This window comes from Actinoplanes sp. NPDC026670 (genome assembly GCF_040638175.1).
In the GTDB taxonomy this organism is placed as follows: domain Bacteria; phylum Actinomycetota; class Actinomycetes; order Mycobacteriales; family Micromonosporaceae; genus Actinoplanes.
This window is the reverse complement of the sequence record NZ_JBEZXU010000034.1, coordinates 1-24,527: the sequence shown is the minus strand read 5'-3', so window position 1 is coordinate 24,527 and position 24,527 is coordinate 1. Positions and strand designations below refer to the sequence as shown.

The window sequence follows — 24,527 nt, the reverse complement described above, 5'->3', positions numbered from 1 at the left end:
GAAGTCAAGTCTTTCGCACCGAAAGGGCGACCTCTTGGTTAGGTATGCCTAACTCTCGGTTGTGCGTCTTCGGTAAACCGTACGTCCGTCTTGCTAGCCGCTGCAAGGCGGGTCCCACGCGACGATCCTCGCAGCCTGTAGTCGAGAGACCCGGAAAATGTCGTATCCCGCTGGGATGATGTGCCGGTGACGACGATGGAGATCATTGCGGGCGCCCCGGCTTCTTCCAGGACCAGGCCGCAGTGGCTGATCGTGCACTACCAGCGGCCCGACGGCGACTACGCCGACTGGATCCTGCACGCCTGGGGTGATCTCGCGCCCGGCGCCGACCCGCTCTATCCCGACGGCGTGCCGTTCGCCGGGGAGGACGCATGGGGCCGCTTCGCCTGGGTGCGCATCGCCGAGGATGCTCAGGAGATCGGCTTCCTGGTGCTCAGCCGACAGGGCGGCAAAGACGTCGAGATCGACCGCTGGGTCACGCTGAGTGAGGGCAGTGAGATCTGGGTCACGGCCGGCGACAGGCGTGTCTCGTACACCCCGCCGGCCCTGCCCGAGCCGCCCGCCGAGACCGTGGTGATCCACTACCGGCGTCCGGCCGGCGACTACGCGGGGTGGGGACTGCACGCCTGGGAGGGCGTCCCGGTCACCGAGAAGACCAGGTGGGGCCGGCCGCACATGCCCACCCGCTACGACGCGTTCGGCGCCGTCTTCGAGGTGCGGGTCCGGCCCGACGCCGTCGGCCTGCGCTACGTGCTGCACCGCGGCGAGGAGAAGGATCTGCCCGACGACCAGCGCCTCGACCTCACCGTGGCCCGCGAGGCGTGGCTGGTCGCCGGTTCCGTCCAGCCGGTCCGGCCCGACGTCGGGACGCATGGCCCCGAGCTCGACCCGGCCCGGGCGCACGCCGTCTTCATCGACCGGGGCACCGTGGCGCTGCCCGAGTGGTTCGCGTCCCGGGCCGCGAGCTTCACCCTCGGGTCGCTACCGCTCGTGCCCCGGCCCGGCGGCCTGTTCCAGGCGCAGAGCCGCCGCTTCCCGCACCTCCGGGCCTATCGCGCCTTCGCGGTGCGTGAGCTCGGCGACGCGACGCTCGGTGCGATGCTGCGCGACCAGATCCTGGTCACCGGCCGTGACGGCGCGGGCGAGGTGGTCGCGGTCACCGCCGTGCAGTTGCAGGGCGTGCTCGACGATCTGTATGCGGACGCCGCCGGCGCCGAGCTGGGCCCGGTGCTCGACGACCCGGAGCGGCCGCGCCTGTCGGTGTGGGCGCCCACCGCCCGCACCGTGGAGCTGGAGCTGTTCCGCGAGCCCGGCGAGGAGCCGCGGGTGCTGCCGATGGAGCGCGACGACACGACAGGCGTCTGGTCGGTCGCCGGCAAGCGCAAGTGGATCAACAGGTGGTATAGATTCCGCGTCCAGGTGTGGCAGCCGGCCGCCCAGCGGATCGTCACCACCAGCGTCACCGACCCGTATTCGGTGTCGCTGGCCACCGACTCCACCCACAGCCAGCTCGTCGACCTGTCCGACCCGGAGCTCGCCCCGCCGGGCTGGGCCGGGTCCGCCGCGCCGGAGGCGGTGGCGCCGGCCCGGATGCAGATCACCGAGGTCTCGGTCCGCGACTTCTCGATCGCCGACACCACCGTCCCGCCCGGCGAGCGCGGCACCTACCTGGCGTTCACCCACCACGAGTCGGCCGGGATGCGTCACCTGCGCTCGCTGGCCGAGGCCGGGCTCACCCACGTGCACCTGCTGCCGGTCAACGACTTCGCCACCGTGCCCGACCGGCGCGCCGACCAGGCGGCGCCGCTCTGTGACCTGGCGTCGTTCCCGCCCGACTCGCCGGAGCAGCAGCGGGCCGTCATGGCGGTGGCCGACTCCGACGGCTTCAACTGGGGTTACGACCCCTGGCACTGGACGACGCCGGAGGGCAGCTACGCCACCGACCCGGCCGGCGCGCCCCGGATCACCCAGATGCGCGCGGCGGTGGCGGCACTGCACGCGGCCGGGCTGCGGGTGGTCCTCGACGTCGTCTACAACCACACCATGGGCGACGGGCTCGACCGGTTCAGCGTGCTCGACCGGATCGTCCCCGGCTACTACCACCGGCTGCTCGCCGACGGCAGCGTCGCCGAGTCGAGCTGCTGCCCGAACACGGCCACCGAGCACACCATGATGGGCCGGCTCGTGGTCGACTCGCTGGTCACCTGGGCCCGGGAGTATCGGATCGACGGCTTCCGGTTCGATCTGATGGGCCACCACCCACGGGCCAACGTCCTGGCCGCGCGGGAGGCGCTGGAACAGGTCCGGCCGGACATCGCGCTCTACGGCGAGGGGTGGAATTTCGGCGAGGTGGCCTACGACGCCCGGTTCGTCCAGGCCACCCAGGTCAACATGGCCGGCACCGGCGTCGGCACGTTCAACGACAGGCTGCGCGACGCGATCCGCGGTGGCGGGGCGTTCGGCGACGACCCGGCGGTGCGCGGCTTCGCGACCGGGCTCGGCTCGGCGGTTCCACTGTGGCTGCACGACCAGGTCAAGGTGGGCCTGTCCGGGGCACTGGCCACCTACCGGTTCCGGGCGCACGACGACGTCGAGCGCAGCGGCGCGCAGATCGGCTACAACGGCTCACCGGCCGGTTACGCCCACGATCCGGGCGAGGCGGTCAACTATGTGGACGCCCATGACAACGAGATCCTGTATGACGCGATGGCGTTCAAGCTGCCGGCCGGCATCTCCCAGATCGACCGGGCCCGCATGCAGGTCCTGGCGCTGTCGCTGGTGGTGCTGAGCCAGGGCGCGGGTTTCGTCGCGCTCGGCACCGAGCGGCTGCGGTCCAAGTCGCTGGACCGTAACTCGTACAACTCGGGTGACTGGTTCAACCAGATCCGCTGGGATCCGGCGCTCGGCAACGGGTTCGGGGTGGGCCTGCCACCGGAGTCCGACAACGGCGACAAATGGGACTGGTCTCGGCCGCTGCTCGGTGACCCGTCGCTGGTCCCGGCGCCCGACGTGATCGAGCTGGCCGCCGAGCGCTACCGGGAGCTGCTGCGGATCCGCCGGTCGTCGCCGGTCTTCGGGCTGCCCACCGCCGAGGAGGTGCAGCGGCGGCTGTCGTTCGCGCCGGGCGGCGGGTCGGAGCAGCCGGGCGTGATCGTGATGTGCCTGGACGGCACCGGCCTCGACCCCCGGTGGGCCCGCGTGGTCGTGGTGTTCAACGCCACCGACGGGTGGGTCCATCCGGCGATCCCCGGCCCGGACGGCTTGCGGCTGCACCCGGAGCTGACCGGCTCGGCCGATCCGGTGCTGCGGACCGCGACCCCGTCCGGCGTGCCCGCCCGCTCGACCGCCGTGTTCGTCGCCGACATCGCCTGACCGCGGTGGCCGCGCTCCAGAGACGCTGTCGTGCGAGGCGCGGCGGCGCTTTCAGGGACGCCGTCGTGCGGGGCGCGGCGGCGCTTTCGGAGACGCTGTCGTGCGGGGCGCGGCGGCCGTTTCCAGAAGCGCCGGTGTCCGGGCGCGGCGGCCGCCGCGCCGGCATCCCCCTGGCCGCTGGGGCGGGCGTGGCTGCGCTACATTGCGCCGCGTGAGGCGTCGAGCGGAGGTCGTGGTGCGGGTAGAGCGTGCCCTGTGCGCGTTGGTGTTGGCCGGGCTCATCGGTGGCTGCACCTCGTCGGGAGACGAGAAGAAACCGGTCGTCGAGGACCCCAGCTCACCGGCCGCCGCCGCGTCGGCGCCGGCCTGGACCGAGCCGGCCGCCTACAGCTTCACGCTGACCCGCGGGTGCGAGGCGGCGGCGATCGGCGAGTACCGGGCGACCGTCAAGGACGGTGTGCTGAGCGCCGCCGAACGGGTCGGCGCAGAGTCCGTGGTGCCGTCCACGTCGGCCGAGGTGGATCTCGGCCCGGTCACCGAGGGCCAGCAGGGCGAGGAGATCGACGTGCCGACACTCGGCGAGCTGCTGGCCATGGCGGCGACCGCCGGTGAGGACGGCGCCACCGTGGAGACGAAGTTCGACACCACCGACGGCCACCCGGTCCAGGTGAAGATCAACGTCGAGGACGATCCGGCCGCCGCCGAGTGCTGGAACGTGACGGAGTACAAACCGGCATCCTGACCGGGCCGGGCCTCCTCCGGGGCACAGCGTGTCACGCCGCGCCCCGGCCGGCCCTCGAAGGCGCGCCGCGCCCCGGGCGGGATCAGGGGTGCAGGGCATCCCGCAGGAAGTCGCCGCCCTGACGGGTGGCGGCCTTCGCGGCGTGCGTGTCCTTGAGCGCGTTGAGCAGCACGAAGTCGTGGACGATGCCCTGGTAGCGGACGGCGGTGACGTCCACTCCGGCGGTGCGCAGCTTGGCCGCGTACGCCTCGCCCTCGTCCCGCAGCACATCCGCCTCGGCCACGATGACCAGCGCCTTCGGCAGCCCGGCCAGGTCCTCGGTGGTGGCCCGCAGCGGCGACGCGGTGATCTGCGCCCGCTCCGCCTCGTCGGTCGTGTACTGGTCCCAGAACCACTGCATGCCGTCGCGGCGCAGGAAGTAGCCCTCGGCGAACTGGTGGTACGAGTCGGTGTCGAAGCTCGCGTCGGTCACCGGGTAGTACAGCAGCTGCGCGCTGATCGCCGGGCCGGACCGCTGCTTGGCCAGGATGGTCAGGGCGGCGGTCATGTTGCCGCCGACCGAGTCACCGGCGACCGCGATGCGGGTGGCGTCCAGCCCGTGCTGGGCGCCGTGCGTGGCCACCCACTCCAGCGTGGCGTAGACCTGCTCGATCGCGACCGGGTAGCGGGCCTCGGGGGAACGGTCGTACTCGACGAAGACGGTGGCGGCGTTCGCCCGTACGGTCAGCTCCCGGACCAGCCGGTCGTGGGTGTTCGCGTCGCCGAAGACCCAGCCGGCGCCGTGCGTGTAGATCAGCACCGGCAGCGGCCCGGTCACCCCGGCCGGCCGCAGGACACGCACCTTCACCTCACCGGTCGGGCCGCCGGCGAACGTCAGGTCCTGGACGTCGGCGGCCGGCGTCTCGACTCCGGCGCCGTCCTGCACCGACTCGACGGCCTTGCGGCCCTCCTCGGGGCCCAGGTCGAACAGGTACGGCGGGTTCGCGGTCGCCTCGACGAAGGCCTGCGCGGCCGGTTCGAGCACGGGCTTCGGGTAGCTCATCGGATCCTCCTGGAGATCGGTCGAGGATCAGCCAACCCGAGTTCAGTGCGTGATCAGTGCATTTCCGATGCACTCGTGATCCGGTCCACGGTGGCGACGAACCGGTCCACCTCCGCACTGCCGAGAGCCTGCCGGTAGGCCGGACCGTGCCGCCGCATCAGCTCCCGGAAGACGTCACACGCGGCCCGCGCCTGTTCGTGGTCGCCCAGGTGGTCGCTGGCCTCGGCGAGGAAGGCGTACGCCGGGAGCCGCATGTGGATCTCGCCGGGCGACATGTGCTCGGCCGCCCACCGTGCCATCGCGGCGGCCTGCCGGTGATCACCCATCAGCAGCGAGATCTCGGCGAGCCGGGTCGCCGCGTTGCTCCGGAGGTCGGAGAGGCCGGTGGCGGCGGCGATGTCGAACGCCTCCCGGGCGAGTGCCACGGACTCGTCCAGCTGACCGTCCTCCTGGAGGGTCCGGGCGAGCGCGTCGACGCAGTACACGAGAACCGTCGGTTCCCCGGTCAGCCGGGCCGCCCGCACCGACTGCCGGAGGAGGACGAGGGCCTGGCCCGGGTCCTGGTCGGCCACCATCAACCCCAGATTGCGCTGGAGGTGTGCCTGGCCGATCACGTCGTTCGCCCGGTCCGCGATGTCCAGCGCCCGGCGCAGCAGCATCTGCGCGACAGCCGGATCAGTGCGGCGCTCGGCGAGCGCGGCCTCCCGCAGCAGGGCCGCCTCCAGCACCGGCTCGCCGAGGCCGCCGACCACGGCCAGGACCCGCATGGTCTGTTCGCGGGAGTCGGCGTACGGCTCCAGCCGGGCCGACCGGACCGCCCGCAGGTACAGCACGGTGAGCACCGCCGCCCGGTGGTGGCCGTGCAGCAGCGCCAGGTCGATGATGCAGGCGAGCGCGGCCTGCTCCCGGGTGTACCAGCGCAGAGCGTCGTCGAGGGAGCCCATCGGGGTGGCCGTCATGCCCGGCGAGGCGGGGCCGATCGGGGCGATCTCGGGCCGGCCGAACGCCAGGTACGCCGCCCGGGCGTCGCGCAGACAGTGCTCGACCAAGCGGGCGACCGCAGGGCCACGCTCGTCGCCGAGGAGCTCTCCGGCGTACGCCCGGAGGAGGTCGTGCAGGGTGTACCGCTGCCGGCCGGCTTCGGTGATCATGTTGGCCGCGCTGAGCTCGGCGAGCGCCGCCCGCACGGCCGGACCTGTCCCGGTGATGCTGGCCGCCGCCTCGACCGGGATCTCCGGCCCGGAGTGCACCGAGATCAACCGGAACAGCCGGGCCGCGGCCGGGCTGAGCGCCAGATAGGACCAGGACAGCGCGGACCGTACGTCATCGTGGGTTTCGCCGGTGGTGAGGGCGTCCAGCCGGGCCTGTGAGGTCAGCTCGTCGACCAGGTCGGCGAGTTTGAGGCCGGGCCGGACCGCCGCGTGGGCTGCGGTGATCGACAGCGCCAGAGGCAGGCCGGCACAGAATCGGACGAGGTCGGTGGCCGCGGCCGGCTCGGCGGCCAGCCGGGGAGCACCGACCCGTCTCGCAAGCAGTTCCCGGGCGCCGGCGTCACTGAGCCGGCCGACCGGGACGGCGCGGGCGCCCTCGTGCGCCACCAGGCCGGCGAGCCGGTTGCGGCTGGTCACCAGCACCAGGCAGCCTGATGCGCCGGGTAGCAGCGGGCGCACCTGGTCGGAGTCGCGGGCGTTGTCCAGCAGGATGATCATGCGCCGGTCGGCGACCGCTGAGCGGAACCGGGCGGAGCGGGCGTCGACATCGTCCGGCAGTTCGGCGGGAGAGACGCCGATCGACTCGAGGAGCGTGGCCAGCGCGTCGGACGGGATCACCACCCGGCCGCTCGGGTCGAAGCCGCGCAGGTTGAGGTAGAGCTGCCCGTCCGGGTACCGGGGTGCCAGCCGGTGCGCCCAGTCCACCGCGAGAGCCGTCTTGCCGATGCCGCCCATGCCACTGAGCACCGCGATGCCGGTGCCCGGGTCGGGCAGCTCGCCGCGGTCGACGAAACCGGCCACCCGGCGCGGCAGCTGCGCCGGCCGGCGTTCCAGTGAAGGCTCGTCGTCGGTGAGCGCGGCCAGGTGGGCGGCCCGCAGCTCGGCGCCCGGGTCGGCGCCCAGCTCGTCGGCGAGCAGGCGGCGGGTCGTGTCGAAGTGCACGAGCGCCTCGGCCCGGCGGCCCGCCGACGTCATCAGGCGGATCAGCCGGGCCTGGAGCGGCTCGTGCAGCGGCGCCGACGAGGCGATCCGCTGGAGCAGGGGCAGAAGCCGCGGCTCGGCCAGGTCGGCGGCGTCCACCGCGATCTGGATCCGCTCCTGTTCCAGGGCCACGAAGGCCGGATGGGTGAGCACCTCGGCGTCCAGCCCGGCGAACACCGGCTCCTGGACGAGCTCCAGCGCCTGACGGACCGCCCCGGGCGTGTCCAGCAGCGCGCGCACCGCCATCAGGTCGCAGCTGTCCGCGCCGGTGACCAGACGGTACCCCTGCCCGGCCGGGAACACCCAGCCCCCGGTGGCCCGGCTGGCCAGCTCCGGCTCGAACAGCCGCCGGGCCTGCCCGACCAGCCGGTGCAGCTGATTGACCGCGCTGGGCGACGGCTCGGCGCCCCAGATCAGCTCGATCAGGGTGTCCACCCCGACCGTGCCGCCGCGGGCCGCGAGCAGCGCCGCCAGCAGGATCCGCAGCCGGGGCGCCCCGATGTCGACCTCGGCGCCGGAACGCCACATGCGGAGCCCGCCGTAGGAACGCAGTCGAACGGCGGGCCCGGTGGTGCTCATGCCCCTGATCCTGCCGGATGGTCAGCCGGGCAGGCGAGGACCGGCCTCCCGCTGCGACGCGAGCCACTGCTCGACCTCACCCGAGGCGCGCGGCAGACCGGCCGACAGGTTGCGGCAGCCGTCCGCGGTGACCAGCACGTCGTCCTCGATCCGGACGCCGAGACCGCGCAGCTCCGCCGGGACCAGCTCGTCCTCCGGCTGGAAGTAGAGGCCCGGCTCGACGGTCAGCACGTAGCCCTCCTTGAGCTGACCCTCCCGGTACGTCTCGTTGCGCGCCGCCGAACAGTCGTGCACGTCGATGCCGAGCATGTGCCCGAAGCCGTGCAGCGTCCACCGCCGGTAGACCGTGCTGTCGTCGGCCATCGCCTCGTCCACGCTCACCGGCAGCAGGCCCAGGTCGTGCAGGCCCTCGGCGAGCACCCGCATGCAGACCTTGTGCACGTCCCGGAAGACCACACCCGGCTTGATCGCGTCCATGCCGGCCTGCTGTGACGCGTACACGATGTCGTAGACCTGCCGCTGCAGCGGCGTGAACGTGCCGTTGACCGGAACCGTCCGGGTCACGTCGGCGGTGTAGAGGTTGTCGCCCTCGACCCCCATGTCCATCAGCAGCAGGTCGCCGGGCGTCGTCACACCCGTGTTGCGGACCCAGTGCAGGATCGTCGCGTGCGGGCCGGCGCCCACGATCGAGGTGTAGCCGACGTCGTTGCCGTCGTGCCGGGCCCGCAGCCCGAACACACCCTCCAGCAGCCGCTCCTTGACGCTCCGGTCGGCCGGCAGGATCCGGGCCACGTCCTCGAAGCCGCGCACGGTGGCGTCGATCGCGGCCTGGAGCTGGGCGATCTCCCACTCGTCCTTGACCAGTTTCAGCTCGGAGATCACCGCGGCCAGCGCCCGGTCGCGCGGCTTCGCCCGGTCCGGCTCGTACGCCAGCACCGCCCGGTCCACGTTCGGGTCGAGGCCGCGCAGCACCCGGGTGCGGCCCGGCGCCGAACCGGCCAGCGCCGCGCCCAGGTCGCCCAGCGGCGCCGCGGTCAGCCCCAGCTCGGTCGACTTCTCCGAGAGCGTGTGCGTCCGGCCCACCCACAGCTCGCCGTTGCGGTCCCGGAAGAACCGGTCGGTGTCCTTCGAGTTGCGCTGCCGCGTATACAGCACCGCGTCGTGCCCCGACCCGCTCGGGTGCAGCACGAGCACACTGTCCGGGTCGCGGTCGCCGGTCAGATAGAAGAAGTCGCTGCCCGGCCGGAAGTGGTAGTCGGTGTCGTTGGCACGCACCTTCTCGTTGCCACTCGGGATGATCAGCGTCTCACCGGGGAAGGCCTCAGAGAGCGCGTTGCGGCGCTTCGCGTAGTTGGGCACCTCGGGCAGGGGCGACACGGCCAGCGGATCCTCCCGCCAGCCCTGGCGCATGAAGCTCAGGAACGCCTCGGGGAAGTCGGGATCGTGTGACTCCGTCTTCGGCGCGGGCTGGGTGCCGCTGTTCTCGGCCATGTGGGGTGCCTCCGTTCTCGGTGCCCCCGACGTTACCGCCGAAGCTCCGGGCCCGGCAGGCCCGGGCCCGGCCGCCATGATCAAGACGGGGTGACCGGCAGGGTCAGGCACGCCAGCCGGGCGCCGGCCGTGCCCGCCTCACCCGGCATGGTGTGCGTGTGCTCGGCGTGCAGCACCAGCGAGCGGGGCGGCCGGCCGGCGGCGAACGTCCAGTCCTGCGCGCTCACCGCCCGCCCGACGCCGTTGCGGTCGGCGATGAAGTCCAGCCACACCTCGTTGCGCGGGTTGGCGTAGGCCGGGTCGGTCGAGGGCTTGCCTGGTCCGGCGGCGGGGTCGGGGCGGCTCTGGTAGTGCGGGCCGGCCGCGGCCGGATCCTTCTGGCACGGGCTGGTGTGCAGGTGGGCGCCGTACGGCCGGCCGGGCCTCAGCCCGGTGGCGAGCAGGCTCACCCGTACCCCGGCATGGTTTTGAATGATCGTGACCGTGGCCCGCGCGCCTGCCGGGACCACCGCCGTGTCGTAGGTGACGGCGCGCGCTTCGTCGCGCCAGGTCTTGAAGGTCCCCTCGGTGACGGGCGGGGGCGTCAGCAGGAGCGGCGCCGCCATCGCCAGCATTAACGGATTCATCTGCCGATTGTCGCAAATCTCCGGAAATCAACCTGTTGATCGGTTGGGTCTGGCCCGCTTGGGACCACCCGCCGCGGGATGAGAGGCTGGCGTCGTGGGCTACGCGATGGTGATGGGCGAGGCGCTGATCGACCTGCTCGAAGCGGACGTCGACGGCGAACAGGTCTACCGGCAGGCGATCGGCGGCGCGCCCCTCAACGTCGCCGTCGGCGTGGCGCGCCTCGGCGGCGACGCCCGGTTCGCCGGCAGCCTCAGCACCGACATCCTCGGCGACCGGATGGCCGCCTTCCTGCACGCCGCGGGCGTCGACGGCCAGGGCGTCCGCCGCGTCGCCGCGCCGACCACCCTCGCCGTCACCACGTTCGACGGCGCCGAGCCGACGTTCACCTTCTACGGCGAGCCGCCGTCCTACGCCCTGCTCACCCCGGCCGACCTGGACCTGCCGGCGGTGGCGGGGGCGGCGGTGCTGTACGCGGGTTCGATCAGCCTGCTCCGCGAGCCGTTCCTGAGCGCCGCCCGAGCCGCCTGGTCCGCCGCTGCCCCAGCCTCTGCCTCCGTCTCCGCCGCAGCCTCCTCCGCCGCCTCCTCTCCGGCTGGGGTGTCCGCCTCCGGGCCGCTGCGGGTCTTCGATCCGAACGTGCGGCCCACCCTGCTGCCGGACGCCGCCGCCGTGGACGCCCTCCGCGACCTCACCGAAGAGTTCTTCGCCACCGCTGACCTGGTAAAACTAAGCTCAGCCGACGCGATCGCCCTCTACCGCGAACACGATCCGGCCGCCGCCGCGGCCCGCATCCTCGCCCTCGGCGCGGGCGCGGTCGTGGTCACCTGCGGCTCCCGCGGCGCGCACGTGGCGACCTCCGGCGGCGCCACCGACATCCCGGCGCCGCTGGTCAGCGCGATCGACGCGACAGGCGCCGGCGATTCGGTGATGGCCGCCCTGATCAGCCGCCTGCTCACCGAAGGCCGTCCCGCCGGCCTGACCGCCTGGTCCGGCCACGTCCGCTTCGCACTCTCGGTAGCCGGCCTCGTCTGCGAACGACAGGGCGGCGCCACCGCGATGCCGACCCCGTCCGACTTGCGGGCCCGCTGGGGAGATCTCTGATTCGGTACGGCCACGAAGAGCCCTCTGCCTACACCGCAACGCAGGCCCGTCCCAGGACCGAAAGGCGCCTCACGGGCGTAGCCGCCGCTCACCGCCACCCCACTCCAAGCCACGTCAACACGCCGAGTAACCGGAACACCACTCGAGCGACGCTCCGAAGCTCCGAAGCCCTGGCGTTCCGGCGCTCCGATGTTCTGGCGTTTTGGCGCTCCGGCGTCCTGGCGTCCTGGTGCTCCGACGTTCTGGCGTTCTGGTGCCCTGGCGTTCCGATGTCCTGGCGTTCTGGTGCTCCGGTGTTCCGATCAACGCGGCCCGCTTCCGCAGCCCTCACGGATCTTGCACGAATCTCCGCCCGGGGCAGATCTTGCACGAATTTGCACCCCAGCGCCGATCTTGCAACCTTCTCCACGCCCCGACGGGAAGAAAGCTGCAAGGTCCTCGCCCAGAAGTAGATCTTGCAAGGAAAACCACACCGGGACATGAACAACGATGCAAGATCGCCGCGAGCGTGGAGAACCGTGCAAGATCGCCGCGAGCATGAACAAGCGTGCAAGATCGTCGCGGGCGTGAACAGCCGTGCAAGGTTGCCGCGAGTGTGGAGAAACGTAACAACTTCTCCATTAGTGCGGAGAAATACAACAATTTCGCCGCGAGTATGGAGAAATGTGTAAAAGTGTCGCTAGCGTGGGGAAACACGCAAGATCGCCGCGGGCGTGGAGGAGCGTGCAAGACCGCCGAGAGTGAGGCGGGCATGCAAGATCGCTAAGGCGCACAAGATCGGCCGACGGTGCGGTCCGGGCAAGGTTGCGCCGACCGGAGCGTGGAGCCGAGCCGAGCCGAGCTGTGACGGGTCGTGGACGGGTCGCGCCCGCGGGTCCGGGACGGGCTGGGCGCTTGTCGGGTGGGTCAGTCGCCGAGGGCCCGCGCGATGAACCGCTGCCGATCCAGCAGAACCCGCTCGATGCGTACCTCCGCGACCTGCGTGTCCCCGTCGTGGACGGTCACCTCGAACAGCAGTTTCGGCCCGTCCACCTTGGTCAGCGTGGCCTGGGCGATGACCCGGCGGCCGACCGGAGAAGGTGCCCGGTGTTCGACTTCGGCCCGGCTGCTGACCGTGGTGATGCCGCCCGGGATCTGCCGGGCGGTGGCGGCGACCGTAGCGGCTTCGGCGAGGGCGAGCAGCCGGGGCGTACCGAGAACCGGGACGTCACCGGAGCCCATGGACTGGGCGGTGTCGGCGTCGGTGACCGTCAACTCGACCCGGGCGCTGAGACCGGGCGCGAACTCCGGAAGCTCCATTGCCAAAGCTTAAGACTGTTCGGGCCGCTGCCAGTACGTCTCGTCGTCGGGTTCGCTGATCGGCCGCCCACCCGCGTCCGGAGGTACCACCCCGGACGCCCCGAAGCCGGACGAATCACCCCCGACGCCAGGTGCCGACGCCGCGTGGCTCGGGCCAGGGGGAACGAAACCAGGCGTCGGAATGCCCGAAGCCGGTGTGGCGAATCCGGACGCCGGCGGCGCGAATCCGGACGCCGGCGGCGGGAAACCGGGAGCCGGCGGCGCGAGCGCGGGACCGGACCCGGGCACCCCGGCCCCAGCAACCACCTGCGGGACAGCACGAGCCTGCCGGGACCGCGCCGCCAGCTGGTCGGCGATCGCGTAGGCCTCGGCCAGATCCCGGTCGCGGGCTTCACCGGCCCGCCCACCGGCGGTGTCGGCGTAGACGGTGGCGAGCCCGAGCCGCCGCTGCAACGGCCCCTGGACGACCCGGACGCTCTGCAACCGCGCGTACGGCACGAGGGTCATCTCCCGGGTGAGCCGCCCGGACCGGCTGACGAACACCTGGTCGGCGAGCCCGGCCCCGTAGAACCGCAGCCCGAACGGGTGCAGCCATTTGGCCCGGGCGGGCGGCGGCGACGTGGCCAGCCCGGCCAGGTCGACGCCGGGCAGGGCGGCGGCGACGAGCGCACGTGCGGCGGCCAGGTCACCGACCGGCATGAGGCGGTCGGAGCTGTGGTCCTCGCCGGGTTCGGGGCCGGAGACGCCGGCGATGTCGAGGGTCAGGCGCAGCCACTGTTTGGCCCGCCACAGCAGGGGCCAGGTGACCCGGACGGTCTGCACGCGGTGTGGCGGCACGACCTGGCTGCGGGTCTCGGTGAGCCCGTAGTGCAGGACCAGCCGTTCTCCGCGGAACAGCCGGAAGTCCCAGTCGCGCAGCACCCGCCGGATGGGTTGCAGCAGCACGCCGGCCATCGCGGTGACGGTGCTGGCGATGCCGATGAACGTCCAGGTCCCCTCCATCACGAACTGGGTGATCACCCACGCGACCCCGAACGGCAGGAAGAACGCCTGCGGTGTGAGCAACTGGCTGATCAGAAGGTCCTGGTTGCGTACCCGGTAGAGGGGAATCTCGGCGGCGGTGTCGCCGGGTGTGGGCGCGGCGACGGCGGGCGCCCGCCCGGACAGCGACAGCAGCCGTTCCCGCAGCGTGCCGGCGTCACGGACGGTGAGATAGGCGAGCGGCGCCTCGGTCTTGCCGCCGCCGACCACTTCGAGCCGCAGTTCGGCGAGCCCGGTGAGCTGGGCGAGCAGCGGCCGCCGCACCTCGACGGCCTGGAGTCGGTCGAGCGGAATGGCCCGGTTGCGCCGCCAGATCAGCCCTTCGGTGATCCGCAGCTCTCGCCCGACCACGTGATACCCCGTGTTCCACCAGCCGATCGCCGAGAAGATCACCACGGCGACGGCCAGCCCCAGCACGATCAGCGCGAAGTCGGTCGCCCCGACCTGCCCGAGCGTGTTCCAGGACAGCGCCGCGATGATCACCGCGATGCTTTTGGCGCCCTTGAGCAGCGGGCTGAGGGGATGCAACCGCTGCCGTGCCTCACCGTCCGTCGATCCCGTCCCGGCCGGCGCTCCCTCAGAAAACCCCCCATATGGTACGGAAGCCGCGTTCCCGCCGTCCGAGAGAGGCTGACTCGCGCCCCCGGGCAAGCCCGAAGAGTAGAAGCCCTCCGATCCAGGCGTCCCTGGCAGTGGCTGACCGCCGGTGCCCGTCGGGATGGGGCCGGCCGGGGCGGGATCGCCCGGGGTGGCCTGCGGGGGATGGGGGAGTCCGGCGCTGGTCACAGGCCCTCGGCCCGGTCTTCGCCGAGGGCGGTCAGCCGGTCGCGGAGACGGGACGCCTCGTCGGGTGGCAGGCCCGGCACCCGGGCGTTGCTGGCCGCCGCGGCGGTGTGCAACTGGACGGTGGCCAGCCCGAACGCGCGTTCCAGCGGCCCGGCGGTGACGTCCACGTACTGCATCCGCGCATACGGCACGATGGACAGGTGCCGGACCAGCAGCCCGTGCCGGACGAGCAGGTCCTTGTCGCGCTCGGCGTAACCCCAGGCGCGGACGGCGCGGGCGGCGATGACGGCCCGCCACGCGGCCAGGGCGAACACCGCGCCCATCCCGGCCAGCCAGGGCGTGCCCTCGACGATCAGGTATCCGGCGAGCAGCCCGCCGAGCAGCACCGCCGACCAGATCGCGATGCCGATGAGATGGACGATGATCAGCCGGCTGGAGACCGGGCGCCAGGCGACGGTGCCGGGCCAGGGCTCGAGGGCATCGACGACGGTAGGCGCGGACGGCTCGCTCACAACTAGAGCCTAGGAGACGACCGCACCGTCCGACGAGGCGAAGGGAGTCACCTCACGCAGGAATCCACGCGCGTCGAGGAAGGAGCCCAGGGTGGCCCGGTGCTCGCCGCAGGCCAGCCACGTCTTCCGCCGGTCCGGCGTGTGGATCTTCGGGTTGTTCCACAGGAGCTGCCACTCGGCGGCCGCACGACAGCCTTTGGAAGAGCACTGCGGAGAAAAGTCCTCGACCATGCCATAGACCCTACGGCTGGGAGAAAGAAGTTTGAGCGCCGGGCGGCCACGGGGGAAGCCGCCCGGCGACGATTCAAATGCTACACGCTTCCCAAGGTCGCGTGAGTACCCGGTGACGGTGCCCGATCCGGCGGATCGCGCAGAAAGATCCACACTTTCGGCCCATGGCATTCTGGGCTGCGAAGACATTCGGATCCGGCGATGATGACGCCCGGATGACGACACGGCTCCCTATGCTGCCGTGCAGTACGGACGTGGGGTTCTTAGGAACCTCTCAGCCGTGTGCTGTTGTCTGTCGTGTAAGTCTTGACCGTCGGCGTCGAAGAGCCGGCGTTTCTCGACAGTTGTGGAGGACCGGTGGCGCAGCCGAGCACGCCCGATACCGAGACCAGCGCCGACGCCGCCGTGCCGGTGCCGCCCGCGCAGGACGCGTCGCAGCTCGAGCGGGCGATGTTCGAGGTCAAGCGGGTCATCGTCGGCCAGGACCGGATGGTCGAGCGGATGTTCGTGGCGCTGCTGGCCCGCGGTCACTGCCTGCTGGAGGGTGTGCCCGGGGTGGCCAAGACCCTCGCGGTGGAGACTCTGGCCAAGGTGGTCGGCGGCACGTTCTCCCGGGTGCAGTTCACCCCCGACCTGGTGCCGTCGGACATCGTCGGCACCCGGATCTACCGGCAGTCGAGTGAGCAGTTCGACGTCGAGCTGGGCCCGGTGTTCGTCAACTTCCTGCTGGCCGACGAGATCAACCGCGCTCCGGCCAAGGTGCAGTCGGCGCTGCTCGAGGTGATGGCCGAGCACCAGGTGTCGATCGGCGGCAAGAGCTACGACGTGCCCGACCCGTTCCTGGTGATGGCCACGCAGAACCCGATCGAGCAGGAGGGTGTCTACCCACTGCCCGAGGCGCAGCGTGACCGGTTCCTGATGAAGATCCTGGTCGGCTATCCGACCGACGCCGAGGAGCGGGAGATCGTCTACCGGATGGGGGTGAGCGCCCCCGAGCCGAAGCAGATCTTCACCCCGGCCGACCTGCTGGCCCTGCAGAGCCGCGCCGACCAGGTGTTCGTCCACAACGCCCTGGTCGACTACACGGTCCGCCTGGTGCTGGCGACCCGCGCCCCGGCCCAGCACGGCATGCCCGACGTGGCCCAGCTCATTCAGTACGGCGCAAGCCCCCGCGCCTCGCTCGGCATCGTCCGGGCCACGCGCGCCCTGGCCCTGCTGCGCGGCCGTGACTACGCGCTCCCGCAGGACGTGCAGGACATCGCGCCGGACATCCTGCGGCACCGGCTCGTGCTCAGCTACGACGCGCTGGCCGACGACATCCCGGCCGACCACATCGTGGCCCGGATCATGCAGATGGTCCCGCCGCCGCAGGTGTCGTCGCGCCAGGGCTCACCGAACGGCCAGCCCACCCCGCCCACCGGGTTCGGCCAGCCCGGTCAGCCGGCCGGGTTCGGTCAGCCCGGTCAGCCGTCGTTCCCGCAGCCCGGCCAGCCGGTCCCGGCGCTTCCCGGCCCGCTGGCCCCGGTCGCCTCCGGCCAGCCACCCACCGCCCAGTTCGTCGCCGGCCCAGCAGGAGTGGGCGGCCCGGCAGGAATGGCCGGCCCAGCAGGAATGGGCGGCCCGGCGGGAGTGGGCGGCGCGGGTGTGATGGGGGCAGGCGCGACGGGAGCCGGCCACCCCGGCCCGGCAGGACCTGCCGGAAACGCCGGCCCGGCGGGAGCGCAGCCGACCAGTGGCGTCCCCGCGGCCACCTTCGACAGCCGGCCCCCGCAACCGGGCGGTAACGGCGCCTGGCCGAGCCAGTCATGACCCCGCCGGGCGCCGCGATGCCCGTCGCCCCGGAGGAGGCGGCCCGCGCCGAGGCCGTCCTCGGCCGGCTGCAACTACTCATCACCCGCAAACTGGACGGCCTGCTCCAGGGCGACTACGCGGGCCTGCTGCCCGGTCCGGGCACCGAGGCCGGCGAGTCCCGGGAGTACCGTCCGGGCGACGACGTGCGCCGGATGGACTGGCCGGTGACGGCCCGCACCACGATGCCGCACGTGCGCCGGACGGTGGCCGACCGCGAGCTGGAGACGTGGCTGGCCGTGGACCTGTCGGCGAGCCTCGACTTCGGCACCGCCAAGTGGCTGAAACGGGATCTGGTGATCGCGGCCGCCACGGCGATGGCTCATCTGACCGTCCGGGGCGGCAACCGGATCGGGGCTGTGGTGGGCACCGGGTCCGGCGTACCGGAGAAGGGGTCTGGCGGAAGCTGGTGGCGCCGGAAGCCGGCCGCGCAGGCCGAGCCGACGCATCGGTCTCCGATTCTGCGCCTGCCGGCGCGGCCCGGCCGCAAGGAGGCGCAGGGCCTGTTGCGGGCGATCGCCGGGACGAAGATCAAACCCGGGCGGGCCGACCTGGGCGCGCTGATCGACATGCTGAACCGGCCGCCGCGGCGGCGTGGCGTGGCCGTGGTGATCTCCGACTTCCTGGCGCCGGTGGACAACTGGGCCCGGCCGGTCAAGAAGCTGGGGGTCCGGCACGACGTGCTGGCGATCGAGGTGGTCGACCCGCGTGAGCTGGAGCTTCCGGACGTCGGCGTGCTGACTCTGGCCGACCCGGAGTCCGGGGCGCTGCACGAGGTGCAGACGTCCGATGCGAAACTGCGCCATCGGTACGCCGAGGCGGCCGGCCGGCAGCGTGCCGCGATCGCCCGTGCGCTGCGTGCGGCCGGCGCCAGCCATCTGCGGCTGCGCACCGACACCGACTGGCTGCTCGACATGGTCCGCTTCGTGGCCGCTTCGCGCCACGCCCGTACCCGAGGGACCACACGATGATCCGTTTCCTGGAGCCGTGGTGGCTGCTGACCCTGCTGCCGGTCCTGGCGATGGCCGGGGCGTACGTCTGGCGGCAGTTCCGCAAGCGGCAGTACGCGATGCGGTTCACCAACGTCGACCTGCTGCGCACGCTGGCGCCGAAGGGCCTGGGCTGGCGTAAGCACGTGTCGGCTGCCGCGTTCCTGCTGATGCTGGGCGCGCTGGCGGCGGCGACGGCCCGCCCGTCGGTGGACACCGAGGAACCGCTGGAACGGGCCACTGTGATGCTCGCCATCGACGTGTCGCTGTCGATGCAGGCCGAGGATGTCGAGCCGAGCCGGATCGAGGCGGCACAGGAGGCGGCGAAGGCGTTCGTCAGCGAGCTGCCCCCGACGTACAACCTGGGTCTGGTGTCTTTTGCGAAGGCGGCGAACGTGCTGGTCGCGCCGACCAAGGACCGGTCCGCGGTGATCTCCGCCATCGACGGGCTGACGCTGGCCGAGGCGACCGCGACGGGTGAGGCGGTGTTCACCTCGCTGGACGCGATCCGGATGGTGCCGTCGGACGGCGCGGACGGCGCCCCACCGGCCCGGATCGTGCTGCTCTCGGACGGTTACCGCACGTCGGGCCGGTCGATCGAGGACGCGGCGACCGCCGCCGTGCAGGCCAACGTGCCGGTGTCGACGATCGCGTTCGGCACCGACACGGGTGTGGTGGACATCCGCGGCTCGGTGCAGCGGGTGCCCGTCGACAGGTTGTCGTTGCAGGACCTCGCCGAGCAGACGAAGGGCTACTTCTACGAAGCGGCGTCGGTCAGCGAGCTGAAGCAGGTCTACGAGGACATGGGCAGTTCGATCGGGCATCGCACCGAGCCACGTGAGGTGACGCAGTGGTATGCGGCGATCGGCCTGCTGCTGGGGCTGGCCGGGGCGGCGATGAGCCTGCTGTGGACGTCCCGGCTGCCCTGACCGGTGCCGGTCAGGGCGTGTTGTGGGCGAGCACGAAGAGCACCAGGACCCATGCCGAGAGCAGGGTGAATCCGAGGGGCGCGACGAAGTTACGCATGGTTGAACCGTCTTCCGCTGGCGACTGAGCAAAGGGCGCTGTGGTCGGTCGCGGCCGGAAACCATCGCACGCCGAAAAGGCCGGCGGAAAGCCGGTGGGCGTGCAGATGGGGAGTCGTCTGGTCAGCGGTCAGAAACGCTGACGAGCGTCCCGGCCACGACTAGGAGGATCGCTATCTCGCACAGCGATCACCTCCATCAGCTCGTCGGGCCTGGGAACCGGTTGGGAGCGTACTCCTTAATCGCAACTTAAGAAAATCGGCCCCGCACTGAACGGGCCGTAAGTCGGCGGGACCGTCCCTCCGAGGTGGGACGGCGGGCCGATAGTCTCGCTCTTGAGTGACCCTGAGTGAGTAACGCCTGTCGAATGGAGTGTGTTGTGGCTCGCACCGTTCTGGTGACCGGAGGAAACCGCGGCATCGGCCTGGCCATCGCGAGTGCGTTCGCGAAGCAGGGCGACCGGGTGGCCGTCACCCACCGTGGTTCCGGCGCGCCCGAGGGCCTGTTCGGCGTGCAGTGCGACATCACCGACTCGGCCGCCGTCGACGCCGCGTTCACGACCGTGGAGAACGAGCTCGGCCCGGTCGAGGTGGTCGTGGCGAACGCCGGCATCACCGACGACACGCTGCTCCCACGGATGAGTGACGAGCAGTTCGAGCGGGTCATCGACACCAACCTGACGGGCGCGTTCCGGGTGGCGAAGCGGGCGAGCATGAAGATGCTGCGCGCCCGGTGGGGCCGGATCATCTTCATCTCGTCGGTGGTCGGCCTGTACGGCGGTCCCGGCCAGGTGAACTACGCGGCGAGCAAGGCCGGCCTGGTCGGCATGGCCCGTAGCATCACGCGTGAGCTGGGCGGCCGCAACATCACCGCGAACGTGGTGGCCCCCGGCTTCATCGAGACGGAGATGACCGCGGTCCTGACCGACGCCCGCAAGGCCGAGATCATCAAGGCCGTCCCGGCGGCGCGTCTCGCCTCCACCGACGAGGTCGCCGCGGCGGTGACCTTCCTGGCCAGCGACAGTGCGGCTTACATCTCGGGCGCCGTGCTGCCGGTCGACGGTGGCCTCGGAATGGGCCACTGAAAGCTCGGGAAACTTTTTCAGGAGAGTAATCAAAGTGTCTGGACTGCTGGCCGGAAAACGGCTGCTCATCACGGGGGTCATCACCGACGCCTCGATCGCCTTCTCGGCGGCGAAGATCGCCCAGGAGCAGGGGGCGACGGTCGTGCTGACCGGCTTCGGCCGCCTGTCCCTGGTCGAGCGGATCGCCAAGCGGCTGCCGGAGCCGGCGCCGGTCATCGAACTGGACGTGACCAACGCGGAACACCTCGCCGGGCTGGCCGACAAGGTCCGCGAGCACGTCGACGGGCTGGACGGCGTGGTCCACTCGATCGGCTTCGCTCCGCCGTCCTGCCTCGGCGGCGGCTTCCTGGACGCGCCGTGGGAGGACGTGGCCACCGCTGTCCACGTCTCCACGTACTCGTACAAGTCGCTGGCCACGGCGGCCCTGCCGCTGATGTCGTCGGGCGGCAGCATCGTCGGCCTGACCTTCGACGCGACCAGCGCCTGGCCGGTCTACGACTGGATGGGCGTGGCCAAGGCCGGCCTCGAGTCCGCCTCCCGCTACCTCGCGCTGCACCTGGGCAAGCAGGGCATCCGCAGCAACCTGGTGGCGGCCGGCCCGCTGCGCACCATCGCCGCCAAGTCGATCCCCGGCTTCGAGCAGTTCGAGGAGGCGTGGGCGGAGCGGTCGCCGCTCGGCTGGGATCTGCACGACACCAGCGCCGCCGGCAAGGCCATCTGCGCGCTGCTGTCCGACTGGTTCCCGGCCACCACAGGTGAGGTTGTGCACGTTGACGGGGGTTACCACGCGATCGGGGCCTGACCCGGTGGCAGGATGGTCGGGTGGTTTACGACGCGTTCGTCCTGCTCTCCTTCGGCGGCCCCGAGAAACCCGATGACGTGATGCCCTTCCTGCGGAACGTGGTCCGCGGGCGGGGCGTTCCGGATGAGCGCCTCGCCGAGGTGTACGAGCACTACATGCACTTCGGCGGGGTGTCCCCGATCAACCAGCAGTGCCGTGACCTCCTTTCGGCGATCAAGACCGAGTTTCAGGAGTACGGGATCGAGCTGCCCACCTACTGGGGCAACCGCAACTGGCACCCGATGCTCGCCGACACCGTGGCCCAGATGCGCGACGACGGTGTCGAGCACGCGCTCGGGTTCGCCACCAGCGCGTACGGCGGGTATTCGTCCTGCCGGCAGTACTGGGAGGACATCGACGCGGCCCGTCGGCATGTAGGCGCCGGCGCGCCACGGATTGCCAAACTGCGGCAGTTCCACGACCATCCGGGTTTCGTGAACCCGCACGTGGCCGGCGTGCAGGAGGCTCTGGCGAAACTGGATCCGGCCCGCCGGGCCTCCACTCGCCTGGTTTTCACGGCCCATTCAATTCCGGTCAGCATGGCGAATGCAGCAGGTCCGACCGGTGGCCGCTACAACGCCCAGCTGGAGGAGACCGCCGGTCTGGTGCACGCCGCGGCCGCCGCCGACCTGGGTTACGACCTGGTCTGGCAGAGCCGTTCCGGCCCGCCACAGATCCCGTGGCTGGAGCCGGACATCAACGACCACCTGGAGATCCTCGCCGAGAAGGGCGTCACCGACGTGGTGGTCAGCCCGATCGGCTTCGTCTCCGACCATCTCGAGGTCATCTGGGACCTCGACAACGAGGCGAAGGACACCGCGGCCCGGCTCGGCCTCGGTTACGCGCGGGCCGCGACGCCCGGAGTTCACCCCGATTTCGTGTCCCTGGTCCGCGAGTTGGTCCAGGAGCGGACCGATGATCAATCCCGGTCAGCTCTCGGTACGCTTCCGACCTGGGACACGTGCCAAGCCGATTGTTGTCCCACCCCCGTGCGACGAGGAGCCCCCCGATGAAGGAGCGCAAGGCGATCGAGAGCTGGCTCACCGACATGGACGGTGTTCTCGTCCACGAGGGTGAGCCGGTGCCGGGCGCACCCGAGTTCGTCAACAGGATGAAGGAGAGCGGCAAGCCGTTCCTCATCCTCACCAACAACTCCATCTACACGCCCCGCGACCTGCAGGCCCGCCTGCACCGGATGGGGTTCGACGTGGACGAGCAGTCGATCTGGACGGCCGCGCTGGCGACCGCGCAGTTCCTCGCCGACCAGCGGCCCGGCGGCACCGCGTATGTGATCGGCGAGGCCGGCCTGACCACGGCCATGCACGCGGCCGGCTACATCCTCACCGAGTTCGAGCCGGACTATGTGGTCCTCGGCGAGACCCGGACGTACAGCTTCGAGGCGATCACCAAGGCGATCCGGCTGATCAGCGGCGGCGCGCGGTTCATCTGCACCAACCCGGACGCCACCGGGCCGTCCAACGAGGGCCTGCTCCCGGCGGCCGGCTCGGTCGCGGCGATGATCTCCAAGGCGACCGGCGTGAAGCCGTACTTCGTGGGCAAGCCCAACCCGATGATGATGCGCTCGGCGCTCAACGCGATCGGCGCGCACAGCGAGACCACCGCGATGATCGGCGACCGGATGGACACCGACGTCCTCTGCGGTCTCGAGGCGGGGCTGGAGACGATCCTGGTGCTGACCGGCATCAGCAGCCGGCTGGAGAGCGAGACGTACCCCTACCGGCCGTCCCGCATCATCAACTCGGTCGCCGATCTGATCGACGAGATCTAAACCACAACCACCACGGGGGTACGGCCAGAGCCAGCGCCGTCAGCACCAGGTACAGGTGCCGGCCCTCGATCCACCACAGCACCGGCAGCCCGAGCCGGGGCACCCGCAGACGCCACACCCCGGTGACCGTCCCCTTCGGCACCGGGGCCGCGTCGGCCACCGTGTTCGCGTCGCCTCTGGTGACGAGTCGCCCGTCCGCGGTGGTCCCGACGATGCGGTGCAGCACGTACCGTCCGGGCCGGCGCGGGTCGTGGAACCGGATCACCAGCCCTTCCCGCAGCCGGTCCGCCGGCACCGGTGAAGTGACGACGACGTCACCCGCCTCGACGACGGGGCTCATCGAACCGGAGATCACCACCGACGACGACCACCCGAACCGGGCCGGGACGGCGCCGCCGACCAGCAGCACCCCCGCCACGGCCAGGAGCACGCGGATCACACCCATCCGGTCGGCCGAAACCCTCCCAGCCTGAGCCCGGTAGCCTTCTGCCGTGCCGTGGGAAGAGTCGTACCTGGGGAAGTTACGGGCGATCACCGGAGCCGAGCCGGTCCTGATGACGATCGGGGCCCGAGCCGTGGTCCGCGACCCGGAGGGCCGGATCCTGCTGATCCAGCGCAACGACAACGGCCGCTGGTCGTGGCCGGCCGGGACCATGGAGCTCGGCCAGACTCTGCGCGACTGCGCGATCCGCGAGGTGTATGAGGAGACCGGCCTCACCGCGCACACCGTCACGCCGTTCGCCCTCTATTCCGGTGAGCACCTGCACACCAATGTGTTCGGGGCGACGTACCAGCACGTGTCCCTGGCCGTCCGGGTCGACTCGTGGTCTGGTGACCTCGTCCGGGTCACCGACGAGACCCTTGACGCCGGGTTCTTCGCCCTCGACGCGCTGCCCGGCGACCTGTCCGCGGCGGTGCCGGTGACCCTCGACCACTTGGCCCGTTTCGAGGCCGGCGAACCGTTCGTGCTCGCATGACGGCCGTCGACGTGGTCGTGGCGGCGGCCTGGGTGCACGTCCGGGACCGGCGGGTCCTCACCGTCCGCGCGAACGGCTCGGACGCCTTCTACCTGCCCGGCGGCAAACCCGAGCCGGGCGAGTCGGACGCCGAGGCCGCAGCCCGCGAGGTCCTCGAAGAGGTGGGCCTGACCATCGACCCGGCCGAGTTGCGACCGTTCGCCACGTTCGACGCGCCGGCCCACAACCGCCCGCCCGGCACCCGGGTCCACCTGATCTGCTTCACCGGCGACGCCACCGGAACCCCACACCCGGCCGCCGAGATCGCCGAGCTGGCCTGGTTCACCTCGGCCGACGCCGCCCGCTGCGCCCCCGCCATCCGCCTGGTCCTGCACGAACTCCAGTCGACCGGCCAGATCGACTGACCACACCGCTCCAACCCACGTGCCGACCTACGGTCCGATCCACACCACAGGTCACCACACCCGGTGCTGAGAGACTGCCGCCGCGACGAGGAGCCCGTCGCCGGTCGTGGACCTGGCGGTGGTGGCCGTCGAGCCCGGATCTCCTGTTGATCTTGTGAAGCTCCGCGAGACGGGGAAGCTCCTTCAAGGCTTCGCCGTGTCCACGGTGAATCCCTATGCCGTGCGGTGATTGCGCGCCTGCCCGGGCCTCCCCGGCCTTCGGACTGTCGCACCGGTCACGCATGCGACCGGGACACCGGGCCGAAATGTTCTGTTCTCCGAGGATTTGGTCCGGCTCGGCCTCGTGGATCTTGCACGGTTCTCCACCTTCGCGGCGATCTTGCATGGTTCTTCAGGTCTGGGCGTGGTTTGTCGTGCAAGGTCTACTGCGCCGGGGAGACCTTGCAGCTTTCTTCTCGCCGGCTTGGAGTCAAGGGGTGGTTGCATCGGTGCTGGTGAGGAACTCGTTGAGTTTTTCGGTGGGGGTGCGCCAGTTGAGGGTTTCGCGGGGGCGGT

19 protein-coding genes and 2 pseudogenes are annotated in these 24,527 nt (G+C 71.3%); 12 read left to right on the top strand and 9 right to left on the bottom strand.

The annotated features are described in order from the left end of the window. Positions 1 to 195 precede the first annotated feature (195 nt). Both pulA and AB0E94_RS29690 read left to right on the top strand, forming a co-directional pair. Positions 196 to 3,372, top strand: a complete 3,177-nt coding sequence (gene pulA, locus AB0E94_RS29695) for a pullulanase-type alpha-1,6-glucosidase (RefSeq protein WP_360332863.1) — start codon at positions 196 to 198, stop codon at positions 3,370 to 3,372. Positions 3,373 to 3,583: 211 nt separating this feature from the next. After that, entirely contained in the window at positions 3,584 to 4,114 is a 531-nt protein-coding gene (locus AB0E94_RS29690; protein WP_360332639.1) for a hypothetical protein, read from the top strand. Between the two features lie 82 nt (positions 4,115 to 4,196). Here AB0E94_RS29690 and AB0E94_RS29685 read toward each other — a convergent pair whose 3' ends face one another. The 4 genes from AB0E94_RS29685 to AB0E94_RS29670 form a co-directional block, all read right to left on the bottom strand. Next, a complete protein-coding gene (locus AB0E94_RS29685; protein WP_360332636.1) occupies positions 4,197 to 5,156 on the bottom strand; it encodes an alpha/beta hydrolase in 960 nt (319 codons plus the stop codon). A 53-nt stretch (positions 5,157 to 5,209) separates the two neighbouring features. Continuing rightward, a complete protein-coding gene (locus AB0E94_RS29680) occupies positions 5,210 to 7,927 on the bottom strand; it encodes a BTAD domain-containing putative transcriptional regulator (RefSeq protein ID WP_360332634.1) in 2,718 nt (905 codons plus the stop codon). A 21-nt stretch (positions 7,928 to 7,948) separates the two neighbouring features. Continuing rightward, complete coding sequence (locus tag AB0E94_RS29675) at positions 7,949 to 9,418, bottom strand: aminopeptidase P family protein (RefSeq protein ID WP_360332631.1); 1,470 nt, start codon at positions 9,416 to 9,418, stop codon at positions 7,949 to 7,951. A gap of 80 nt (positions 9,419 to 9,498) precedes the next feature. Continuing rightward, complete coding sequence (locus AB0E94_RS29670; protein WP_360332628.1) at positions 9,499 to 10,044, bottom strand: superoxide dismutase family protein; 546 nt, start codon at positions 10,042 to 10,044, stop codon at positions 9,499 to 9,501. A gap of 94 nt (positions 10,045 to 10,138) precedes the next feature. Here AB0E94_RS29670 and AB0E94_RS29665 point away from each other — a divergent pair, with 94 nt between their 5' ends. Continuing rightward, a complete protein-coding gene (locus AB0E94_RS29665; RefSeq protein WP_360332626.1) occupies positions 10,139 to 11,146 on the top strand; it encodes a carbohydrate kinase in 1,008 nt (335 codons plus the stop codon). Between the two features lie 906 nt (positions 11,147 to 12,052). On the opposite strand, the gene AB0E94_RS29660 is transcribed toward AB0E94_RS29665, so the two are convergent. The 4 genes and pseudogenes from AB0E94_RS29660 to AB0E94_RS29645 all read right to left on the bottom strand — a co-directional run bounded on the left by AB0E94_RS29660 (position 12,053) and on the right by AB0E94_RS29645 (position 15,015). Beyond that, positions 12,053 to 12,445, bottom strand: coding sequence for a hotdog domain-containing protein (locus tag AB0E94_RS29660; RefSeq protein ID WP_360332623.1), 393 nt, complete (start codon positions 12,443 to 12,445; stop codon positions 12,053 to 12,055). Between the two features lie 318 nt (positions 12,446 to 12,763). Next, positions 12,764 to 14,014, bottom strand: a pseudogene (locus AB0E94_RS29655) (PH domain-containing protein); the annotation flags it as partial. Between the two features lie 254 nt (positions 14,015 to 14,268). Next, complete coding sequence (locus AB0E94_RS29650; RefSeq protein WP_360332621.1) at positions 14,269 to 14,784, bottom strand: PH domain-containing protein; 516 nt, start codon at positions 14,782 to 14,784, stop codon at positions 14,269 to 14,271. Positions 14,785 to 14,793: 9 nt separating this feature from the next. Next, positions 14,794 to 15,015, bottom strand: a complete 222-nt coding sequence (locus AB0E94_RS29645) for a hypothetical protein (protein ID WP_360332618.1) — start codon at positions 15,013 to 15,015, stop codon at positions 14,794 to 14,796. A 357-nt stretch (positions 15,016 to 15,372) separates the two neighbouring features. Here AB0E94_RS29645 and AB0E94_RS29640 point away from each other — a divergent pair. The 7 genes and pseudogenes from AB0E94_RS29640 to AB0E94_RS29610 all read left to right on the top strand — a co-directional run. Continuing rightward, positions 15,373 to 16,401, top strand: a pseudogene (locus tag AB0E94_RS29640) (MoxR family ATPase); the annotation flags it as partial. Positions 16,402 to 16,820: 419 nt separating this feature from the next. Further along, positions 16,821 to 17,834, top strand: coding sequence for a DUF58 domain-containing protein (locus tag AB0E94_RS29635; RefSeq protein WP_360332616.1), 1,014 nt, complete (start codon positions 16,821 to 16,823; stop codon positions 17,832 to 17,834). Further along, complete coding sequence (locus AB0E94_RS29630) at positions 17,831 to 18,781, top strand: VWA domain-containing protein (RefSeq protein WP_360332613.1); 951 nt, start codon at positions 17,831 to 17,833, stop codon at positions 18,779 to 18,781. The genes AB0E94_RS29635 and AB0E94_RS29630 overlap by 4 nt, the downstream gene beginning before the upstream one ends. Before the next feature lie 475 nt (positions 18,782 to 19,256). Next, positions 19,257 to 19,961 (top strand): 3-oxoacyl-ACP reductase FabG, encoded by a 705-nt coding sequence (gene fabG, locus AB0E94_RS29625; RefSeq protein WP_360332610.1) that lies wholly within the window; start codon positions 19,257 to 19,259, stop codon positions 19,959 to 19,961. Between the two features lie 34 nt (positions 19,962 to 19,995). Beyond that, positions 19,996 to 20,763, top strand: a complete 768-nt coding sequence (gene fabI / locus AB0E94_RS29620) for an enoyl-ACP reductase FabI (RefSeq protein WP_360332607.1) — start codon at positions 19,996 to 19,998, stop codon at positions 20,761 to 20,763. Between the two features lie 20 nt (positions 20,764 to 20,783). Further along, positions 20,784 to 21,815, top strand: coding sequence for a ferrochelatase (locus AB0E94_RS29615; RefSeq protein ID WP_360332604.1), 1,032 nt, complete (start codon positions 20,784 to 20,786; stop codon positions 21,813 to 21,815). After that, the gene (locus AB0E94_RS29610; protein WP_360332602.1) at positions 21,812 to 22,591 is read left to right on the top strand and encodes an HAD-IIA family hydrolase; all 780 of its coding nucleotides are present in this window, start codon (positions 21,812 to 21,814) and stop codon (positions 22,589 to 22,591) included. Before AB0E94_RS29615 ends, AB0E94_RS29610 begins: the two co-directional genes overlap by 4 nt. On the opposite strand, the gene AB0E94_RS29605 is transcribed toward AB0E94_RS29610, so the two are convergent. Then, complete coding sequence (locus AB0E94_RS29605) at positions 22,557 to 23,036, bottom strand: signal peptidase I (protein WP_360332599.1); 480 nt, start codon at positions 23,034 to 23,036, stop codon at positions 22,557 to 22,559. The genes AB0E94_RS29610 and AB0E94_RS29605 overlap by 35 nt on opposite strands. Positions 23,037 to 23,082: 46 nt before the next feature. Between AB0E94_RS29605 and AB0E94_RS29600 the strand changes: the two genes are divergently transcribed. Together AB0E94_RS29600 and AB0E94_RS29595 are read left to right on the top strand one after the other, a co-directional pair. Continuing rightward, positions 23,083 to 23,568 carry an NUDIX domain-containing protein gene (locus tag AB0E94_RS29600; RefSeq protein ID WP_360332597.1) on the top strand — a complete coding sequence of 162 codons (486 nt, stop codon included), beginning with the start codon at positions 23,083 to 23,085 and terminating at the stop codon, positions 23,566 to 23,568. Then, entirely contained in the window at positions 23,565 to 23,972 is a 408-nt protein-coding gene (locus AB0E94_RS29595) for an NUDIX domain-containing protein (protein WP_360332594.1), read from the top strand. The genes AB0E94_RS29600 and AB0E94_RS29595 overlap by 4 nt, the downstream gene beginning before the upstream one ends. The last annotated feature ends 555 nt before the right edge of the window (positions 23,973 to 24,527 follow it).